The organism is Myroides sp. DF42-4-2 (assembly GCF_030326445.1).
Taxonomy (GTDB): domain Bacteria; phylum Bacteroidota; class Bacteroidia; order Flavobacteriales; family Flavobacteriaceae; genus Flavobacterium.
The window spans coordinates 317,788-337,690 of the sequence record NZ_JACAKI010000001.1 but is presented as its reverse complement, the minus strand read 5'-3'; the positions used below and the strand labels follow the sequence as shown (position 1 = coordinate 337,690).

Below are 19,903 nucleotides of genomic sequence, written 5' to 3'. Positions count from 1 at the left end.
GATGAGAAATTAGAGAGGAGAAGTGCCCCCACCCTTTTCACTTAAAAAAAACGCGAAGTCTAAAAAGGCCTCGCGTTTTTTTATATGCTCAGAAAGCATTCTATATTTTGTTTTAATGAAAAAACTCCTATTAAGGGAGGGTCATCATTTGGTTATCCTTGCTGCAAGCTGCGAACTTCTTCATCCGTTAGGAATCTCCATTTCCCTCTTGGTAAGTTCCATTTTGTGATTGATCCGTACATAACGCGATCCACTTTCAATACGTTATAATCCAATGATTCGAATAAAGCGCGAACTAATTTAACGTTAGACGCTTTTAGTTTAATGCCGATTTCTGTTTTCGGTTGATTTTCTACATAAGCAACATCTTCGACAAACACGCGTTTTTCCTCAATATAAATTCCCTTTTGCACACGTTCCAAATCTTCGTATTTCAAATTGCGATCCAAAGAAACTTGGTACATTTTTGATGAACGCTGTTCAGGTGAACTTAATTTTTGAATCAGATTCGTATCATTCGTAAAAATCATTAAGCCTAACGTACTTTTATCCATACGTCCCACGGGCGCTATTGGTGATTTAGAAGCACCTTTAACTAAACTCAAAACATTCTCCTGACTGACAATATCTTCATTAATTGTAGAGAATCCTTTAGGCTTATTCAACACAATATAAACTTTCTTTTCTGGTGTAATCACCATTCCATCAAAGTTTACAACATCAGTTACCTTTACTTTGTATCCTAATTCAGTTACAATTTCTCCGTTTACTTTTACGTTACCCGAAACAATATATAAATCCGCATCTCTTCGAGAGCATACACCAGAATTACTAATATACTTATTTAAGCGCATCTCTCCATTATCTACTTTTGGAGCAGCTGCAACTTTTGGTTTTTTATCGAATGTTCTAGCAGAAGGCTTTGGTTTTTGTGTTCCTTGTCCTTGACTAGCTCGCTTCTGGAAAGGTTTTGCTCCACCAGTTTTTGGTTTACCTCTGCGATTAGATTGGTTTTTTCTAGAACCTGATTTACCGTTATTCATATTAAATATTTTTGCAAAGATAGACAAACTCCGTCTTTTATTTCAATATACAAAAAAATATAGGGTTTAATTATAAAGTCTCTTCTAAAAGATACTTACCACTTGCCAAAACATTTGGCTTGATTAGCACGATAGACAATACCCCTAACAAAAGTAAAAGTTTGAGTAAAAAGTGAAGTCGATGATATTCTTGTGTAGTTTCTGACCTCCAAAGTTTGATCAAAAAGAAGAGCAAGAGAACGATACTGAAATAAAAATAATAAATCATATACCCAACATCATAGCGCACGGTCATTAGGTAAACTGGAATCAGGGCCAAGACAAAAACTCCACTTATAATTTCCTTTGCTACGCGTTCGCCAAAGCGCACGGGAATTGTTTGATAGTTATTGGCAAAATCGCCTCTGATATTCTCTAAATCTTTCATGATTTCGCGAATAAGCATAATCAAATACAAGAAAAAAGCATGAATAAAAATAGAAACATGGAAGGATTGGAAATACATTAAGATGGCAAAAAAAGGCAGTATTGCCAAGAGAGAGGCCAATAAATTTCCAATGATAGGATACTTTTTCAGCTTATGAGAATAGAACCACAACAGAAAAATATATACCGAAAAAAAGATAGCTCCATGTAGAGAAACAGGCAGCACAATACAAACAGACAAGAAATTAAGTAGGAAGTACACCCTTAATTTTGTGGTTTGACTGACTAATCGATCCAGCATAGATTTAGTTGGACGATTAATTAAATCTTTTTCAGCGTCGTAAAAATTGTTGATAATATAACCGGAAGCGATTGCTAAAGCCGATGATAAGATAATAAGGAATAATTGCCAGTCTAAGATAACGTCTAAAGCTCTTTTTTCAGGAGCAAAAATAAAAATTGACGCTAGATACTGGGCTAAAATTATAACAAAAATGTTATAACCTCTCACCACAGAAAACAAACTGAATATTTTAGCTAAGAGGATTTTATTTTTCCTAGATAACATATTATATTTTTCGCGGTTAATAAAAAAGGTTATAACATTCTTTATGTTTTGGGCTTAAAATTGGTAGACTACTTCTAGTTTGTAATCTTTAAGCGTTTCTTTTGCTTTGTCAATATCGGGTGTAAATCCTAAGATGTACCCTCCTCCACCAGAACCACATAGTTTTAAATAGTAGTCATTGGTTTCGATTCCCTTTTGCCACACATTGTGAAATTGCTCTGGAATCATGGGTTTAAAATGGTTAAACACCACAGAGGAAAGTTCTTTTGTATTGTTGAACAAGGCTTTCAAATCTCCTTTCAAGAAATTCTCTACACAAGCATCGGTGTGTTTGATAAACTCTTCTTTCAACACTTTTCTGAACCCTTGCTCTTTTAATTTTTCCATAAAGATAGTCACCATTGGAGCAGTTTCTCCAACAATTCCAGAATCGATTAAAAACACCGCACCTTTTCCGTCTAAACTTTGAGAAGGAATGCCTGTTGGCTCGATATTATCTTTTGAATTAATTAAAATCGGCAGACTTAAATAGCTGTTCAATGGATCAAGTCCTGAACTTGTACCGTGAAAGAAAGCTTCCATTTTACCGAAAATCCCTTTCAGCTTTAGCAATTTATCTTTGCTTAAATTTTCCAGTACCGTAATTTTATCAAATGCATATTGGTCGTAGATTGCAGCAACCAAAGCTCCGCTACTTCCTACACCGTAACCTTGAGGAATACTCGAATCAAAATACAATCCGCTTTCAATTTCTGCTTGTAATCGATCCATATCAAATTGCACCAATTCAGGCTCCGCTTCCTGCATATCGACAAGATAGGCAGCAAAATTTCTCAAATATTCATTTGATTTTTTGGCGAATGCCTCTAGGTTTTCATCCATTTTCAAGGCTCCCTTATAAAAATTATAGGGAATTGATAATCCTTTTGAGTCTTTTATAATTCCGTATTCTCCGAATAAAAGAATTTTAGAATAAAATAAAGGTCCTTTCATAGCTTATAAAAGTAATTTACCCCCCAAAGGTACGTATAATATTCACGCTTAGGTGGTTTTGTTTTATTTTTTTTCTATAAATACCGATTTTTAAAACCATAAACACAATGACGACAACCATTTTGGCAGCATTGTCCTTTGAGGAAATGATAGAGTTCGGTAAAGACAAAATACCCGTTTTCAACATAGTAGTGCTTGCCTTCGACCATTTCATTTCGCTTTCGCGGAAACACTTCCGTTTTTGCTTGAGCAACTAACAGATTCATTTGTTCTAGACAGGCATTGCACAAACACTTGTGAAAAGAGCTACGCAAGAAAACGCGGGTATCGGGATGGAGTTGTACTTGGCTACACTCACAGCGATCAATCTGCTCCGATTGGCAGGTGATTGCTGCTTTGCAGTGGGTGCACTTTTTATTTTTCGTCATGATTTTCTAGCGCATTGTTGCGAAGTTGTAAAACTGTAAGTTTCCTTTGGATTCGATTTCAACCTCTTGTTTTACCGATGGACCGTTGGGCCTTTGTAAGTCAAAAGTCAACTGATTTTTACCTTTAGCTAATGGAATGCGCGCATATTTTATCTCTGCAGGGAGGGTTTGCCAATTTCGGGTATCTGCCTTCTCTGAAAATAAATTATACAATTGCAGCCCCAAACCTACTCCTTCTAGAACCGCGTTATTATCATTGGATCTCGCTACGGATTTCACAGCATATTCTGCTGATTTTTTAACCGCTAAACGCGTTAAAATCTTACCTAATTCTTTTCCTGCTCGTTCTTGTAGGGTTGCTACCGCTACAACATCAATATCTTGTACCTTTTCTAAAACATAAGTCGCTGTACCGTTTACTTGCACTTGTGCTTTGGCAAAGGGAACGGGTGTGCTAATATACTTTGGATAGGCAATATTCACGCTGTGTACATCACTCAAGTCAGTATGTCCTGCAATCCCAAAATCTAAAGGAATCATTACTCCTAAGGCATTGGTAAATACCAAGGCACCACTATCGCCTTTAATCAGAGAGAACATAATATTCTCTTCTTCTTTAATTGGCGCAGTTCCATTTTCCCAAAACACCACTAGCTCACCACCTTCAGCTGTTTTAAACGGCTTAAAAGTAGTACCAAAGTCTTTTTCAAACTTGCGTAAATCATTGGTAAAGCCCAATTTATAAGCCATATTCATGGCGTCATACTTTAAATTTTCTGGGATACTTACCCCATAATACAAGCCACCAACCGCACTTTGATACACCTCCACCGCATTGCGGTAAGCGATAAAAGCATCGTTGTAATTTCCTGTTGATTCGTAAATAAGTCCTTGTAAATTTAATGAAAAAGCATCTTTGGAATAACGCGTAGTTTTGTTGTTATATTTATCTCCTTGTTCGTAGTTTTGAAGAGAAATACGACGTGCTTCTACCAGAGCGTCCTGTGCCTGTCCTTGGAATAAATAGTTTAGCGCTTTGTAATAATGCAGCATAAAAATTTCAAACTCTTCTCCCTTATAACTTTGGGACATCGAATTTAAAAAAAGTCCAACCATAACGTCACCAAATTGGGTAACCTGGTCTTCAATTAAAAGATCTGCTTTATTGAGGTATTGATTACTCAAGGCATAATTGCCTTTTAGGTGTTCTACTCTTCCTTTCTCCATATAGAATAGCAAGAGGTTTCTCGATTTCTGCAACAGTTTATTTTTATCCAATGCGCTTTCTGCTCCAACATAGTCTTCATGGATCATGCGTTGGTAATAATCTGTAATTCGATCGTGATAGGTCGCGCATCCAAACACGAAAAACATTAGTGCCACAGGCACTAATGTTTTTGTTATGGAAGCTATGGTTCGATTGAAAACCATCAATTATAAATTTAGTTTTTTACGTATTTCGCTATCTTTTTGTCTCCGATCCAAACTACTTCATTCGTTTGTAGATTCGTTAATTCTAAATTAACTTGATAGTAAACAACTTTTTTCTTTTTGTGTGAGTCTACAATAGAGTTGATAGAACCTTGCAACATAAAGTCTGCTCCTTGTTCTAGACCGAATTGTTTCATAGAAGAAGCTGATGCATTCGTTTGTTGATCTGCACGCTCACCTCTAAGTTCATCGCGTTTTTTACCTCCTTGCACTAAGCGTACACGTCCAGACTGGATGAATGATTGCTCTACGTCTTTTACGAATGTTTCTGCGTCAATATGCTCATGGCTTTTGTTGTATACCATGCCCACGATAACTACTGGTTTCTTGTTGTTGTTCTCATCTTGAAAGTCTCCAATCCAATTACCATCAAGTACTTGTCTTGTCATTTGCTGAGCCACTTCTCTCGAATCTGAATTATTCCATCTACCACTGAGGTCAATTGTTTCCTCTGTACTTACTCTGGTTACTTGACGACCACAAGACGTGATAAATAAACCTGAAGCCGCTAAAATTGCAGCTAATGCTATCTTTCTAATTTGCATACTTTTTTTTATTATTCATTATTTTTTCCTAACTAAATAGAGAACCACCAGTTCCCAGTTTTAAAGCCTATACGCGGAAACCAATTCCAATTGCTGTAATTTCTATAGTAATTGTTGTATCCGTAATTGTAGTTATATCCGTAATCCGAATAGTACGTACGTCCGTATTTTGCTCGAGCCATGCGTTCTTCATGACGATATTGTCTTCTCAAAGCTTTGCGTTCTTGCTTTGCTTCATACCAATCGTACGCTTTGTACGTATTGTGAACCGTCTCTCCTAAATTAACCAAAAGAGAATCCTTCAGTATCATGTATTTTTCCATACTGACACGATAGTTGGGATTTTGATCTTCGATTGGAGTTTGTGCGCTTGCTTGATATGTAAACAAGCTACACATCACTAGTCCTAGTAATTTTATAATATTTTTCATAGCTTGAAGTTTTTATAGTAAATATTATTTTTCTACTGTAAATTTAGCATTTTTTATTTAATTAATAACGCTCCATTTCCCATTTTATCCTCAATAAAATGTTCATTCTGACAAAATACGCTCAAATCCGCACGAATAAATTCGAGCACTTCTGCTTTTACTGATTCAGGAAAGAGTACGTGTACATTAGCTCCTGCATCTAAAGTAAAGCAAATAGGAATTGCTGTTTTAGCTCTAAATGCCCAGATTTTCTCGATAATCTGTAGGGTATTGGGTTTCATCAAAATGAAATACGGCATAGAGGTCATCATCATAGCGTGTAGCGTTAGTGCTTCGCTTTCAACCAAAGCAATAAAACGCGTAAGATCTCCTGTTTGAAGAATCTGTTTAAGCGCACTTAAATTTTGATGCGCTTGTTTAAAGCGTTCTGCTGCGAAGGGATGATTGTGCATCAAATCGTGTCCTACTGTACTGGAGACTTGTTTTTCACCTTTGTCGACCAACAAAATCACATCTTGGTAATTTTCAAAGTTTTGGTGCACAGCGAAAGGAGCTTCGATTCCATATAAATCTGAACTTCCTTCAACGTCTGCTTGTTCTCCCCAAACAACAATCGAGCCAACAACACTTCTACACGCACTGCCAGAACCTAAACGCGCTAAAAAAGAAGCTTTTTTATGAAAATAGGATGTTTCCATAGCGGGATGTAGTGCTTGCTCCAATGCCATGATATTCATCGCCATAGCAGCCATTCCTGATGCAGAAGAGGCAATACCTGAACTGTGCGGAAATGTATTGGTTGTATCAATCGTAAAATGATAATCTTCAATATACGAACAGTAAGGCAAGATGCGCTCGAAGAATTTTTGTATTTTAGGTTTGAACTCTTCTTTGGGCTTACCCTCAAACAGCAAATCAAATCGGATGCCCTTTTCTTCTTTCTTTGTAAAAGTTAACGTCGTAATGGTCTTGCAGTTACTCAACGTAAAACTCAAGGAGGGATTCGCAGGAATTTGATTCTCCTTTTTACCCCAGTATTTAACAAGAGCAATATTACTAGGTGCACTCCAAGTGAATGTGCCACTTGCTACAGTAGTTGCTGCCTTGTGCTGCACATCAAATATAAAATCAGTTGCGTTTGTCATTCCTTTCTTCTTTTTGACAAAAATACTACCTTTTTATTATAAACCACAGCTCCCTTCTACAACTAATAGCAGAATACAATTCCTCCTCTTCATTCTATCGAATTAATCCCATCATAACTAACTAAATCACAATATTTGTTTCGATTCACCATAAAAAAAAAATAAAAAGTTGTAAAAAAAATAAATATTACCTTGGTTTACAACAGATCTAACAAATAAAATATGAAAAAATTACACCTTACAACGATTGCCGCAAAATCGGAAGGTCAACCTTCTGTTTTTATTTATAAAGATGATACCTTGCTAAAGCAAATCAATACCTCTTTTCCATCTACGATTGAACTAGAGGACCATGCATCAACTTTACTATTTGTATGCGGCAATACACAGCAGACTTTTTCCCTAGATCAGCTAGCTCAATCAGACATACACCAGATTGCGCTTGCCGATCACCTAGTGATTCAACTCCGCCTTTTACCAGAAACACAGCTCTTGGATCACACCAATTTAATTCTTGGCATTTGTTCGGGAGTATTAGCAATTAGTTATTCCTTTTTCACTACGTCAAATTGGAGTGAATTGCTATTTATATTAGGAAGTGCCATCATTGTGCTTGTACTGTTTATGACGCTGTACAAAAATCCGATTCACATCAAACAGTACAATTTACGCATGTTTTCCGCCATCAGTGCTTTACTATTGGTTTTCTTGTTGATTCCTTTTGAAAACTGGACGTTGAAAACACTACTTGGACTTTCTACCATAACGGTGATTACACTATTTATTAAACGCTACCAACGCACGCTTACTTTAGTCTACCAACCAGTAGGAAAACCATAAAAAAAATATGGAAGGCAAGACCTTCCATATTTCTATTAGCACTTACAAAATTACATACATCTTTAAACCAAAGGAAGCCTCTGATTTTTTAGTTGTGTGTTTGCCAAAGGAACACAAAATTCTTGTGGAATCCACCCAAACAAAATAAACTTATCAACAATGTTATCACCAATTGTGCATGAATTAAGAAAAGTTTAAGCTTTATAGTAATATTGGTTTATTTTTTCAATAATTGCTTTCCTGCTTTGTACGCTTATATAGTCCTCATCAATGGGTGCACTAAACATAAACATCGGATTTGCAGGGAATTCACTTGTGGTTCTAAAGAGCAAAAAATAGCTTTTTGAAGTTCGTCCGGACGCAATCCATTCATTTAGTTTATAATAATCAGGGATTGATCTTCGCTCGCGCACCACCAATAAAACATCGCTTATAGCTGTCCACGGCAAGAATTTCTCCCGGAAAAAGCTTTTGTACAAAACGCCATTTTCGTCAATAGTCACTTTTATAAACATAATTTTATACAGAAACACGAAAAACAAAAAGAACAAAATAACGGCTACAAGTTTTACCACTCCCACTCCAACAAGTAAAAAGAAAATACCTGTAGCTAAAAAAGGACCTAAACAAATAAGGAGGAGCAAGAGGCTACTACTTAGATTATAATAGTTAAATTTCATGTATAGTGTATTAAAACTTAGATGCAATGGCTTGAGCTGCTAAAAAACCAGTTGTCCATGCGTTTTGAAAATTAAATCCACCTGTAATGGCGTCTATATCGAGGATTTCCCCTGCGAAATACAAATTATTGTGAGACTTGCTTTCCATGGTTTTGAAATTGACATCGCGTAAATCAATTCCCCCTGCTGTAACGAATTCATCCTTAAATGTACTTTTTCCATTAACCTGATACTGTCCTTCTTGTAGCTCTGAGACAAGAGCCTGCATTTGTTTGTTATTTAAATCCGCCCAAGTTAGTGTTTCATTAATACCTGCAGCAAGAACTAAGCGTTCCCAAAGTCGGGTAGGAAAATCGAATAATCCTCTTTTCACCACAGTTTTTTTAGCGTGTTCGAGTTTAAAGTCTCTCAAGTGTTCCAATAAATCGGCCCCTTCGTATTGAGGTAACCAATTGACCACTAATTGAAACTGATAATTTTTCGTTGCCAACACACGAGCACCCCAAGCGGATAAGCGTAAAATCCCGGGTCCGCTCATTCCCCAATGGGTTATAAGCAAAGGACCGGTTGCTTCTAGCTTGCTTCCTTTAACCTTTGCGGTAGCAGGTGTGGCTACCCCCATTAAATCAGCAATTCGCTTATCTTTTATATTAAAGGTAAACAAAGAAGGAACGGGTTCTACCAAACGATGACCTAGATCTGCCATCATTTGCCATACTTTCGGATTACTTCCCGTTGTAAAGACTAGATGCGAGCAGCTAAGCCCCTCTTTTGAGGTATCCAGTTTCCAACCATTTTCACTTTGATACACCCCTTGAACACTGATTCCTAGCAAAACGTCAACTTTGTATTGGGCGGCGGCTCGGGTAAAACAATCAATAATGGTTTGAGATGAATCGGTAATGGGAAACATACGACCATCCTCTTCAATTTTTAACTCCACGCCGTACTTTGAAAACCACTCAATGGTATCACCACAACAAAATTGATGAAAAGGGCCTAGTAATTCTTTTTGCCCACGTGGATAATAGTGCACTAATTCTTTGGGATCGAAACAAGCATGTGTAACATTACAGCGCCCACCCCCTGATATTCTAACTTTCGCAAGCACTTCTTTTCCGCGCTCTACAATCGCAATTTTTAAATTAGGATGGCGTTCACCCAAATTAATTGCCGTAAAAAAACCAGCGGCTCCCCCACCTACGATGATGACATCATAATGCATAATCCCCATATTTAGCTATTTACTAAAGTTCCTTTTTTTATGTTAGTCGAAACTTTTATCTTTACAGCCACAAAGATACTTACTTACAATCGCATCCATATCATTGTAAAATTAAGATTATGAAAAAATTGCCATTTTTATTCCTGATTGCTTTATTTGCTATGTGTAAATCTGTTCCACACGGAAGCAGTAGCACTAGTAGTAGCACTAGTAGCAACAGTAGCAGTACGGATTCTCCTTCTAAGGACCTAACCATTGAAGAGCGTATTGAAGAGATTAAAGAAGAAAATCGTTTACCCGAAGCCAAAGACGTGATAGACTTACCAGACTATGCTCAGGTAAGAGATGATTTCCGTTCTGTAACAGAAAAAACCAAAGAAGCCTATTTACAAGGAATGCAGGCAACAGGAGAAAAATATAGTGTTGTTATTTTAACTCAAGGATTTAAAGGAGAAAACATCGTAGTAAAAAGCGACAGTAAAACATTCTTCAAAGGAATGACCATGAGCGATTTATCCAATGGAATTGCCAAATCAGTTCGCGTTGAAAACACAGCTGATTTTACCGTTACTGATTCCTACACAAATAGCGAAGTGACCATTGAAAGTGACCACGCCAAGATGTTTAAGTTTATTTACATCATGAAAAACAGCAGTAAAGACAATCCGTTCAAGGTAACTTTTAGTAATACTTTACGACCAGTGCGTTAATGGAAACACGAGATACAATTTTACGACTCATCGAACAAACGGCTCTTATTTTAAGGGCCTTTTTTAATACCTTGCCTTTAGAAGACCAAGGAGAACTAGCACTAGCTGATTTTTCTTCGACCTTGAAAACAAAACTAGGAATAGATTTAGATTTTCTGTTGACTTTGACCTGTCCGGAGGAAATTCAAACCTATTTTGAGTCACACCCTTCTTTCGATGCTACCAATCAAGAATTAGTTGCGGATTTACTTGTCGCTACGACTTCACAACAAAAAGAAACTAATCCACAAATAGCTAAGGCATATCAACGTTTAGCACTGTGCCTCTATCAGGGAATTAATCAAAGAACACAGATTTATAATTGGGAAAGAGAAGCAAAAATAACACGTTTAAAACAATAATCCTTTTTCTTTTCTCCTTGTCATTCCTATGTCGAACCTTAAACTGAAATTCATTTCTACGTTAGACAAGAGGTAACTCTCTTTCCTCTCTCTTTGTAAGTATAGAAAACAACCGATAATTGTTCAAAGAAATAAAAAAAGCTAATCGAACGCAAAAAGGCACCCGATTAAGATGCCTTTTTCTCAATAGCTCCTTCCTATATTGCTCATACCTAAAAAGCTATTATCATACAATTGAACACATTCGGAAACTAAATCAGTTATCAACGAATTAAAACAGTATAAATATACTAAATTCCACTAAAATTACCTTGCACTCTTCATCCAAACCCTTATTTTTCAGGAATAGGCATTGAAAACATCAAAAAACAAGTAATCTATTGAACAAATGAACAATACATACACATATCGTTAGCAAAAGGATAAAAACACTTCCCTCTCCCTACTTTTGAGCCCAAAATTGCATTGTCCAACTGCTATAAAACACAAAAACACCTAGTTGAACTAAGTGTTTTTTTTATATGTTAGCCTTAAAGGGCGATCATCTGATGATAAGGGATTACTGTGGTATAACCTTTGTCCCTGAAATAAGCTGTTGGATTCGTAGCGGAAACGACGAGGATAAAGTCTCCGCCCCAAGCACCTAGGCTTTTAATAGCCCCGTCAAAATCGGCAAATAGTCGCTCATGGATGGGTTGAGTATCTAGAATATTCCCCAAGATTACTTCGTGTTCGCGTACTAAGGTTTTAAATCCTTCAACATCCTCAGCTTGGGTCAGCGCCTGGCTTATTTCAGATATGCGTTGAACCTGGTTGTCGATCAATCCTTTTTTAGCGCGATAAGCCACAATAGCTTCTTTGCTCGACTGTTTTTCATTGAGATAAACAAAGTACAGCTGTTGAGCAAAGGCAGGTTTAAAATCAATCAATTCCACTTTTGGATGATAAGGATCTGTGAGTTGATAAAACAAGGGGCTGCGGTATTGTGCACAGGCAATGTCATAGCCACTGCCACCAAATGATTCTTGTAGCAATTGATAAGGATTAATTTCAAACCACTGGGCTACGTTATTGATCCATGTTGATGACGTTCCCAATCCCCACAACCGCGGAAAAGTTAATTTACTTTCTACTTTAAACCCTTGCTTCGTTTGTAAAATATTTGGATTTTGTCGATGCGCCGCTCTCAATACCTTTACCAGTGTTTGTAGATAGTCGGTTCCCACGACATTCTCATCGGCCAATAGTTGCTCGATAGAGACTTTCTCTTGCATCCAAATCCTTCCATCCACGTCATAACTAGTCCAATACAATACGGGTTCTTCAATCGCTTGAACGTGTAAAGATTGTCCTTGAACGGTAGGCAGTGCGAAAGCCATCGCTCCATCTAGCACTACATATTCTCCTGCAATCAACAGTTTTCCCTGGCTGAAAAAATCCATGCAACTTATTTTCTTAATGTTTCAAGCAATTCAACCACAGCACTGTGTGACACTACATTTTTCTCAAAATGAGCCACTACTTTTGCGCGTTCTTCATCAGTTGCTTTAAATTGATTCAAGATATTCATCAAGTGCATTTTCATATGTCCTTGTTGGATTCCCGTTGTAGTCAGGGATTTAACGGCAGCGAAATTTTGTGCTAACCCAGCTACGGCGATGATTTGCATCAATTGGGTTGCCGAGGGTTTTTGCAACATCTGCAAGGCAATTTTCACCATAGGGTGTAATGAAGTTAATCCACCTACTGTTCCAACAGCCAAAGGTAGATCAATCCAAAATTTAAAAACGCCCTCACTTAAAGAAGCATGTGATAAACTGCGATACTGTCCATCTCTTGATGCATAGGCATGTACACCTGCTTCAATCGCTCTAAAGTCATTACCCGTGGCAAGAACAACTGCATCTACGCCATTCATCACTCCTTTATTATGGGTTACAGCTCTAAAGGGCTCTATTTCTGCAATGCGAACCGCTTGCACAAATTTCGAGGCAAACAATACAGGATCTTGAATCTCGCTAGATTTCAAATCCTCCACAGGACAAGAAACTTCTGCACGAACTACGCAATTAGGTACGTAATTAGACAAAATACTCATCACAACGTCAATTGTTTTTTCTTCTTGCGAAAAAGCGTCATAGGCCAACGCTTGTTGTTTTAAAGTAGTCGCCATTTGCTCCAAACAAGAGTTTATAAAATTCGCCCCCATGCTGTCTTTCGTTTCAAACGTAACGTGCAACTGGTAGTAATCCTCAATCTCTTGTGTTTTGTCGCGCAAATGAATAGCTAAAATTCCACCTCCACGCTTCTGCATATTTTGCGTTATCGAAAGTGTATCTTCGAAGAAAGCGGGTTGAATTTCTTGTATAAACTGTTCGAGCTTTGCTTTATCTCCTTTATAGATAAAGTGAACCTGCCCTATTTTTTCTGTATTTAAAATGGTGGCTTTAAATCCCCCGCGATCTGCCCAAAACTTGGCCGCTTTGGATGCTGCTGCAACAACCGAACTCTCTTCGATAACCATCGGAATGGTGTACCACGTGTCATTAATTAAAAAGTTAGGAGCTACACCAAGCGGTAAATAAAAATTTGTGATTGTATTCTCAATAAATTCATCGTGCAATTTTTGTAATTCTTCATCGGAATTCCAGTACTGCTTGATCAAATCCACGACCGCTTCTTGGTTGTTTAAATATGTTTTTGCTATCCAATTGATTTTCTCTTGCTTGTTTAGTTTAGAAAACCCATTTATACTCCCTATCATGATGTATTACTTTTAACGACAAAGATACATTATTCTACTTAGTCGTTAAACTCCCCCTCGACATCTTCTCAAAAAAACTCATACTACAGAACTATTCATCTACTATATTGCTATACCTTTCCCTTGTATCCTCTTTGAGTCTCCTCCAACAATCCTTCGACAAAAACCCAATTTTACGACTAATAGTCGAAGAAGACTCGAAGAACAGTCGAAGGGGACGCAGAGAAAGAAGCTAGAAAACTAGTACACAAGACCAACACCACAGCAAATACAACCGATAGCGTCTACTAATGCTTCTTTGTGTAAACAAGTCTCCCCTAATGGCATACCTTTAAAAAAGAACTTTTTTTCATCCAAAAACGTTCTTCTTCTTTTTCCACGTCAAACTGTGTTATAATTAAATTATTTATGTTGCAAGAATAATCCAAACAAGAGGAGGTAAAAAAAGTAAAAAACAATCAATCCATACCATTTGTTCAAGGTATTAAGAGTTTAACTACCAAAATCGCGTCAATAATTTTAAGTTTTTATTGTTTAATCTCAATGAAAATTGGCATAAATCAGATTTTTTCAGTAAAATTGGAAGTTTTTTCGACTAATTAGATAATGAAATACATTAAATTCACCTCGCTAATTTGTGTGATTGCCACGCAGATTGGTCTAGCACAAAAGAACATTGAGCTATCGGAAATTTGGAATGCCACCTTTAAAACAGAGGCTATGCAAGCGGTCAACACGCTTAACACCCAAAATCAATACGCGCGTATTGAGCGCATTTCCGAGCAGTATCAAGCCATCAATTTATACAACTTCGAAACGCTAGAAAAAACAAAAACGGTCTTCAGCAATGAACAATTTCCCGCAATAAAATCTATCGACAGCTATGTTTTTGACGCTAAAGAGGAACAAATTCTAATTGGAACGAATACAACACCCATTTTCCGTCGTTCATTTTTAGCGGATTACTACCTATTTAATCCTAAGACCAATAGCACCAGTAAAATTGCGAATCACCCCATAATGGAGCCGCTATTTTCACCAGACGGAACCAAAATAGCCTACGCTTACGCAAACAATTTATTTATTTACGATATTGCCACCAAACAAACTACGCAACTAACCCAAGACGGTCAGAAAAATCACATTATTAATGGTATTTCAGATTGGGTATATGAAGAGGAGTTTAGCGTTGTGCGCATGTTTGACTGGAACAAGGCGAGCAATCAATTGGCTTATGTCAAGTTTGACGAAACAGAGGTTCCCGAATATTCAATGGATGTGTACGGAACGGGATTATATCCAACGCAGGATAAATTCAAATATCCGAAAGCTGGAGAAAAAAACGCAATTGTCTCCTTGTATATTTACGATGTAGCTCAAGCGAAAAACAGCAGCGTAGATCTATCAGAATTCTCGGATTTCTACATTCCGCGAATTAAGTGGACCCAGGATCCAAATCAGCTGAGTGTTCAAGTGATCAACAGACATCAAAATGATTTGAACGTATTTTTTGTCGAGGCAAACACCCAAGCGAAAAAACTAATTTTAAACGAAAAAGACGAGGCCTATGTCGATGTACACACCCTTTCTTTTTTGGATAATAATGACTTTATTTGGATGAGTGAACGCGATGGTTACAACCATTTATATCACTACAACAAAGACGGCAAGCTACTAAACCAGATCACCAAAGGGAATTGGGAAGTTACTGATTACTATGGGATAGATCTGAAAAACAAAAGATTATTCTTCCAATCAGTAGAACGCGGTTCAATCTACCGCGACATCTACTCCATCGACTTAAATGGCAAGAATAAAAAATTACTTTCCCAACAATTAGGAACGAATACAGCTATTTTCAGTCCTAAATTCGATTTATTCATCAACGTTTATTCTTCTACGACAACGGCTCCAATTTACACCTTACAACAAAGTAAAACAGGTAAAGTTGTCAAAGAGATATTGAATAACACTGCATTGACAGACAAGCTAAAGGCATACCAACTCCCGCAAAAGGAATTTACTCAAATTCCAACAGTGGACGGTACGATGCTCAATGCTTGGGTGATGAAGCCAGCGAATTTTGATGCGACTAAGACGTATCCAGTGTTCATGTATCAATACAGCGGACCAGGATCACAACAAGTGGCGGACAAATGGTTTGACTCGAACGATTACTGGCATGCGATGTTGACCCAAAAAGGGTATATCGTAGTGACGGTAGATGGTAGAGGAACAGGATTCCGCGGGGCAGCATTCAAAAAGACAACCCAATACGAATTGGGTAAATACGAGGTTGAAGATCAAATCGAAGCAGCGAAATACTTAGGTAAACAAAGCTATGTAGACGCAGATCGCATTGGTATTTGGGGATGGAGTTACGGTGGATTTATGTCGACGAACTGCTTGTTAAAAGGCAATGATGTGTTCAAAATGGCTATCGCAGTGGCACCAGTAATCAACTGGAGGTTTTACGATTCGATCTATACCGAGCGCTACATGAAAACCCCACAAGAAAACCCTTCGGGCTATGATGACAACTCACCGTATTTCTACGCCAATCAACTCAAAGGACGTTATTTGTTAGTACACGGGAGTGCCGACGACAACGTACACGTTCAGAATGCCATGGCGATGATCGAAACACTTGTCCAACACAACAAGGATTTTGATTGGTTGATCTACCCAGACAAAAATCACGGTATTTACGGCGGAAACACGCGCTTACAACTGTACACCAAGATGACTAACTTCATCTTAAACAACCTATAATACGACTTACGATCGGCTACGAAACCGTAGTTTATACAAATAAAACAAACTATAATAAACATAACTTAAATGGCAGCAGAAACAGCTACTAATTCAGACCTGTTTAAGTCGAATGTCTTAGGACATCCAGCAGGTCTTTTCGTTCTTTTCTTTACGGAAATGTGGGAACGTTTCTCATTCTATGGGATGAGAGTCTTATTGATTCAATTCTTAACCGCTCAAGTGCTTTTTGGCAGTGAGTTTTCTGGTTGGGGTTGGTCAGCAGAACAAGCCGGCGCCTTATACGGTACGTATGCCATGCTTCTTTATCTTACTCCAATTTTAGGAGGAGTAATCGCCGATAAATATATCGGATCTCGCTGGGCAGTAATTGTAGGAGCGATAATCATGACCTTAGGTCACGCTTCCATGGCTGCAGAGGGAATCTCTAAAATATGGTTCTTCGTTGGATTAGCTTGTTTGGTAATCGGAACGGGGTTCTTTAAACCCAATATGCCTTCGATATTAGGAGAAATGTATAAAACACTTCCGGAGAAAAAGGACGGTGCTTATACTATTTTCTATATGGGAGTAAACTCAGGGGCATTCTTCGGGATGATGCTTTGTGGATACTTAGCTGAAACACAAGGATGGCACTATGGATTCGGATTAGCAGGTATTTTCATGCTTTTGGGTACGATTCAGTTCTGGTTAGCTAAGCCTTTACTTGGCAATTTAGGAGAATTGAAAAAAGAAGATACTACTGTAGTAAAAACAGAAGAGCAAATCAAAGAGGAAGAAGAAACAAAGAATCCGTACACCCTTGTAGATTACATCCTAATTGGTTTAGTTTCTGTCATTGGTTTATTGTATGCCTTCAACGATCCCCTATCTAAAAATGGGGTGTTAGATATCTTCGAAAGCATAGATACGCCTTTCTTACGCGGACAAAACATCATGGCAATCTTGGCTTTAGTAGCCTTTTTATACCTTGTGATATCGCGTATTTTACGCTATGGAAAAATTATTAGAGATAGAATGTTCGCCGTGATCTTATTGGCATTTTTCTTGATGTTCTTCTTTATGAGTTTTGAGCAAGGAGCAACTTCATTGGTGCTCGTAGCAAGAGATTATGTAGATCGAACCTTAGAAGGAACAACCCTAACTATTTTCAACATCGTCAATACGTGTTTAACCATTATTCCTTTACTGATTATTTCATGGGTATTGATTTTATTAGCCAAAGCAACATGGAAAAAAATTGCTTTATCTAATGTGATCTTATTCATCTGTTTTGCGGGAATTTGGGCCATGGCGATTTATATGTTAAATGCTGAATTTTCAAGAGAAGTTTCTCAGATTACAGTATCGTGGTTCTCCATCTTAAACTCGTTCTTCATTATTGCTTTGGCGTCATCGGTATCCAAACTATGGGATTCGAAATACAATCCGCCAGCAGCATTCAAGTACGGAATTGGTCTATTGTTAGTTGCCATTGGTTTCTTAATCTTAGGCTTAGGCTCAATGGGCTTAGGAGATGGTGTAAAAATGTCGATGATATTTCTAGTTTTAACATACTTATTCCATACTTTAGGGGAATTATTTATTTCACCTGTTGGATTATCGTATGTATCTAAATTAGTACCAGGAAAGATGCTTGCATTTATGTTCGGTATGTGGTATTTAGCTTTAGCAATTGCACAAAAATTTGCGGCTATTCTAGGAGGTCAAATTGAAAACATTAAAGAAGAATATTCCTTGAGTCACTTCTTCTTCTTATTTACTTTAATCCCTGCTGCAGCTGCCGTATTGGTGATGTTAGTAAACCCATTATTGAAAAAACTAATGCACGGTGTTCGTTAACCCACCGTGCATTGCACAATAAATAAAAACTATATACAATGAGTCAAACACAGACATTAGAAGAGATTCAAAATTTCTCTGGTAAATACCCGAAGCAAATTTGGAGCTTATTCTTCTCAGAGATGTGGGAGCGTTTCAGCTTCTATGGGATGAGAGGAATGTTGGTTTTCTTTATGATTGACCAACTTAAATTTGAAGAAGCACAAGCCAACTTACAATACGGAGCTACACAAGCTTTCGTATACGCCTTTACCTTCTTAGGGGGTATTTTTGCAGATAAAATTTTAGGTTTCCGCAAGTCTCTGTTTTGGGGTGGAGCTATGATGATTTTAGGTAGTTTAATCCTAGCGATTGATCCACATGCCTACTTTTTCATTGGAATTGCCTTTACTGTAATTGGAACAGGATTCTTTAAACCAAACATCTCAACGATGGTTGGTAAATTGTACAAAAAAGGAGATGAGCGTACAGATGCTGGTTTCTCTTTATTCTACGCAGGAATTAACTTAGGAGCTCTTATCGGAGGATACTTGTGTATCGCTATCGGAAAAGGACACTTATTCGAAGATTCTATTGCAGTAGAAAACCGTTGGAGTGTTGCTTTTGGATTAGCTGCTTTTGTGATGTTAGTGAGTTTAGTTAACTTTATCTTTACGAAAAGACATTTAGGCCCAATTGGACTTCAACCGATGCAAACTAATGCAAACGGCGAACAAGTAAGAATGCCACTTTGGAAAGAAGTAGGTACTTATGTTTTGACTTTTGCTATGGTTCCTGTAATCGTATTCATGATTGACAATACGGACTATACTGCTTACTTCATGTACACCGTTGGTCCTTTAGCTTTAGCTTATTTGTTCTATGAAATGACGAAATTGACAAGTGCAGAACGCAAAAAGATTATTGCTGCGTTAGTATTTATCTTCTTCTCGATTCTATTCTTCGGTATTTATGAACAAGCAGGTGGATCACTAAGTATCTTCGCAGCGAAAAACTTAAATTCGGAACTATTGGGTATTCACTTAGATCCAAATGGAGTAAATAACTCGGGAGGAGCTTTCTTTATTATCTTCATTGCACCCTTATTAGGATTGCTTTGGATTTGGATGGCAAAGAAAAAAATTGAACCAAATACTGTAATGAAATTTGGTTTAGGTTTTATCTTGCTAGGAGCGGGTTACTACGCCTTATTTGGAACTAGATTCTTCGCTGATGCAGCAGGTATGACGTCCTTAGACTTCTTTACCTTCGCCTTGTTAATCATTACGCTTGGAGAGCTGTGTTTATCGCCAATTGGATTGTCGATTATGACCAAGTTATCTACGGCGAACCTACAGGGAATGATGATGGGAATGTGGTTCTTGGCTAGTGCATACGGACAATATGTAGCAGGTATTATCGGTGCAGCAATGTCTAAAGGACATACAGAAGCTGTAACAGGAAATCACCCCAACTACGATGCTCTCCTCTCTTATACTGACGGATATAAAGACTTAGGGCTTTATGCAGTTATTGCAGGAGTAATCTTGATTGCCCTTTCACCACTAATGAAAAAATTAATGCAAGAAGTGAAGTAATAATACTAACTTTTATATATCA

Annotated in this window: 18 protein-coding genes; 6 read left to right on the top strand and 12 right to left on the bottom strand. The window is 37.6% G+C overall.

The window, feature by feature from the left end; translation table 11 throughout:
* Window positions 1–152: 152 nt before the first annotated feature.
* From HX062_RS01515 to mvaD, 8 genes are all read right to left on the bottom strand, one after another.
* Window positions 153–1,043 carry a pseudouridine synthase gene (locus HX062_RS01515; RefSeq protein WP_286466099.1) on the bottom strand — a complete coding sequence of 297 codons (891 nt, stop codon included), beginning with the start codon at window positions 1,041–1,043 and terminating at the stop codon, window positions 153–155.
* Between the two features lie 70 nt (window positions 1,044–1,113).
* Window positions 1,114–2,037 carry a geranylgeranylglycerol-phosphate geranylgeranyltransferase gene (locus HX062_RS01510; protein ID WP_286466097.1) on the bottom strand — a complete coding sequence of 308 codons (924 nt, stop codon included), beginning with the start codon at window positions 2,035–2,037 and terminating at the stop codon, window positions 1,114–1,116.
* Between the two features lie 54 nt (window positions 2,038–2,091).
* On the bottom strand, window positions 2,092–3,030 hold the full coding sequence (locus HX062_RS01505; RefSeq protein WP_286466096.1) for a mevalonate kinase family protein: 939 nt from the start codon (window positions 3,028–3,030) through the stop codon (window positions 2,092–2,094).
* Window positions 3,031–3,104: 74 nt separating this feature from the next.
* The gene (locus tag HX062_RS01500; protein WP_182625441.1) at window positions 3,105–3,458 is read right to left on the bottom strand and encodes a cysteine-rich CWC family protein; all 354 of its coding nucleotides are present in this window, start codon (window positions 3,456–3,458) and stop codon (window positions 3,105–3,107) included.
* A 6-nt stretch (window positions 3,459–3,464) separates the two neighbouring features.
* Window positions 3,465–4,832 carry a COG3014 family protein gene (locus tag HX062_RS01495; protein WP_286466328.1) on the bottom strand — a complete coding sequence of 456 codons (1,368 nt, stop codon included), beginning with the start codon at window positions 4,830–4,832 and terminating at the stop codon, window positions 3,465–3,467.
* A gap of 68 nt (window positions 4,833–4,900) precedes the next feature.
* A complete protein-coding gene (locus HX062_RS01490; RefSeq protein WP_182625439.1) occupies window positions 4,901–5,494 on the bottom strand; it encodes a penicillin-binding protein activator LpoB in 594 nt (197 codons plus the stop codon).
* Between the two features lie 32 nt (window positions 5,495–5,526).
* Window positions 5,527–5,925, bottom strand: coding sequence for a hypothetical protein (locus HX062_RS01485; protein WP_182625438.1), 399 nt, complete (start codon window positions 5,923–5,925; stop codon window positions 5,527–5,529).
* 53 nt (window positions 5,926–5,978) lie between these two features.
* Complete coding sequence (gene mvaD, locus HX062_RS01480) at window positions 5,979–7,070, bottom strand: diphosphomevalonate decarboxylase (protein ID WP_286466092.1); 1,092 nt, start codon at window positions 7,068–7,070, stop codon at window positions 5,979–5,981.
* 222 nt (window positions 7,071–7,292) lie between these two features.
* Here mvaD and HX062_RS01475 point away from each other — a divergent pair, with 222 nt between their 5' ends.
* Window positions 7,293–7,910, top strand: a complete 618-nt coding sequence (locus HX062_RS01475) for a hypothetical protein (RefSeq protein WP_182625436.1) — start codon at window positions 7,293–7,295, stop codon at window positions 7,908–7,910.
* Window positions 7,911–8,104: 194 nt separating this feature from the next.
* Here HX062_RS01475 and HX062_RS01470 read toward each other — a convergent pair whose 3' ends face one another.
* Together HX062_RS01470 and HX062_RS01465 are read right to left on the bottom strand one after the other, a co-directional pair.
* Window positions 8,105–8,590 carry a PH domain-containing protein gene (locus HX062_RS01470; protein WP_182625435.1) on the bottom strand — a complete coding sequence of 162 codons (486 nt, stop codon included), beginning with the start codon at window positions 8,588–8,590 and terminating at the stop codon, window positions 8,105–8,107.
* A 10-nt stretch (window positions 8,591–8,600) separates the two neighbouring features.
* Window positions 8,601–9,815: a BaiN/RdsA family NAD(P)/FAD-dependent oxidoreductase gene (locus HX062_RS01465; protein WP_286466089.1), complete on the bottom strand. Its 1,215-nt coding sequence runs from the start codon at window positions 9,813–9,815 to the stop codon at window positions 8,601–8,603.
* 119 nt (window positions 9,816–9,934) lie between these two features.
* Here HX062_RS01465 and HX062_RS01460 point away from each other — a divergent pair, with 119 nt between their 5' ends.
* Together HX062_RS01460 and HX062_RS01455 are read left to right on the top strand one after the other, a co-directional pair.
* Entirely contained in the window at window positions 9,935–10,525 is a 591-nt protein-coding gene (locus HX062_RS01460) for a hypothetical protein (RefSeq protein ID WP_182625434.1), read from the top strand.
* Window positions 10,525–10,926: a hypothetical protein gene (locus HX062_RS01455; RefSeq protein WP_286466086.1), complete on the top strand. Its 402-nt coding sequence runs from the start codon at window positions 10,525–10,527 to the stop codon at window positions 10,924–10,926. The genes HX062_RS01460 and HX062_RS01455 overlap by 1 nt, the downstream gene beginning before the upstream one ends.
* A 530-nt stretch (window positions 10,927–11,456) precedes the next feature.
* Here HX062_RS01455 and HX062_RS01450 read toward each other — a convergent pair.
* Both HX062_RS01450 and HX062_RS01445 read right to left on the bottom strand, forming a co-directional pair.
* Window positions 11,457–12,368 (bottom strand): GYDIA family GHMP kinase, encoded by a 912-nt coding sequence (locus tag HX062_RS01450; RefSeq protein ID WP_286466084.1) that lies wholly within the window; start codon window positions 12,366–12,368, stop codon window positions 11,457–11,459.
* Between the two features lie 5 nt (window positions 12,369–12,373).
* Window positions 12,374–13,690: a hydroxymethylglutaryl-CoA reductase, degradative gene (locus HX062_RS01445; protein WP_286466081.1), complete on the bottom strand. Its 1,317-nt coding sequence runs from the start codon at window positions 13,688–13,690 to the stop codon at window positions 12,374–12,376.
* A gap of 606 nt (window positions 13,691–14,296) precedes the next feature.
* On the opposite strand from HX062_RS01445, the gene HX062_RS01440 reads away from it, so the two are divergent.
* The 3 genes from HX062_RS01440 to HX062_RS01430 all read left to right on the top strand — a co-directional run bounded on the left by HX062_RS01440 (window position 14,297) and on the right by HX062_RS01430 (window position 19,881).
* A complete protein-coding gene (locus HX062_RS01440; RefSeq protein WP_182625430.1) occupies window positions 14,297–16,462 on the top strand; it encodes a S9 family peptidase in 2,166 nt (721 codons plus the stop codon).
* 69 nt (window positions 16,463–16,531) lie between these two features.
* Window positions 16,532–18,304, top strand: a complete 1,773-nt coding sequence (locus HX062_RS01435; protein WP_182625429.1) for a peptide MFS transporter — start codon at window positions 16,532–16,534, stop codon at window positions 18,302–18,304.
* A 38-nt stretch (window positions 18,305–18,342) separates the two neighbouring features.
* Window positions 18,343–19,881, top strand: coding sequence for a peptide MFS transporter (locus HX062_RS01430; RefSeq protein WP_182625428.1), 1,539 nt, complete (start codon window positions 18,343–18,345; stop codon window positions 19,879–19,881).
* Window positions 19,882–19,903: the final 22 nt, after the last annotated feature.

Coding starts and splice junctions, on each gene's coding strand:
- HX062_RS01430 (WP_182625428.1), top strand. CDS start 18,343: ATGAGTCAAACACAGACATTAGAAGAGATTCAAAATTTCTCTGGTAAA.
- HX062_RS01485 (WP_182625438.1), bottom strand. CDS start 5,925: ATGAAAAATATTATAAAATTACTAGGACTAGTGATGTGTAGCTTGTTT.
- HX062_RS01505 (WP_286466096.1), bottom strand. CDS start 3,030: ATGAAAGGACCTTTATTTTATTCTAAAATTCTTTTATTCGGAGAATAC.
- HX062_RS01460 (WP_182625434.1), top strand. CDS start 9,935: ATGAAAAAATTGCCATTTTTATTCCTGATTGCTTTATTTGCTATGTGT.
- HX062_RS01490 (WP_182625439.1), bottom strand. CDS start 5,494: ATGCAAATTAGAAAGATAGCATTAGCTGCAATTTTAGCGGCTTCAGGT.
- HX062_RS01455 (WP_286466086.1), top strand. CDS start 10,525: ATGGAAACACGAGATACAATTTTACGACTCATCGAACAAACGGCTCTT.
- HX062_RS01465 (WP_286466089.1), bottom strand. CDS start 9,815: ATGCATTATGATGTCATCATCGTAGGTGGGGGAGCCGCTGGTTTTTTT.
- HX062_RS01475 (WP_182625436.1), top strand. CDS start 7,293: ATGAAAAAATTACACCTTACAACGATTGCCGCAAAATCGGAAGGTCAA.
- HX062_RS01510 (WP_286466097.1), bottom strand. CDS start 2,037: ATGTTATCTAGGAAAAATAAAATCCTCTTAGCTAAAATATTCAGTTTG.
- HX062_RS01445 (WP_286466081.1), bottom strand. CDS start 13,690: ATGATAGGGAGTATAAATGGGTTTTCTAAACTAAACAAGCAAGAGAAA.
- HX062_RS01500 (WP_182625441.1), bottom strand. CDS start 3,458: ATGACGAAAAATAAAAAGTGCACCCACTGCAAAGCAGCAATCACCTGC.
- HX062_RS01515 (WP_286466099.1), bottom strand. CDS start 1,043: ATGAATAACGGTAAATCAGGTTCTAGAAAAAACCAATCTAATCGCAGA.
- HX062_RS01440 (WP_182625430.1), top strand. CDS start 14,297: ATGAAATACATTAAATTCACCTCGCTAATTTGTGTGATTGCCACGCAG.
- HX062_RS01470 (WP_182625435.1), bottom strand. CDS start 8,590: ATGAAATTTAACTATTATAATCTAAGTAGTAGCCTCTTGCTCCTCCTT.
- HX062_RS01495 (WP_286466328.1), bottom strand. CDS start 4,832: ATGTTTTTCGTGTTTGGATGCGCGACCTATCACGATCGAATTACAGAT.
- HX062_RS01435 (WP_182625429.1), top strand. CDS start 16,532: ATGGCAGCAGAAACAGCTACTAATTCAGACCTGTTTAAGTCGAATGTC.
- mvaD (WP_286466092.1), bottom strand. CDS start 7,070: ATGACAAACGCAACTGATTTTATATTTGATGTGCAGCACAAGGCAGCA.
- HX062_RS01450 (WP_286466084.1), bottom strand. CDS start 12,368: ATGGATTTTTTCAGCCAGGGAAAACTGTTGATTGCAGGAGAATATGTA.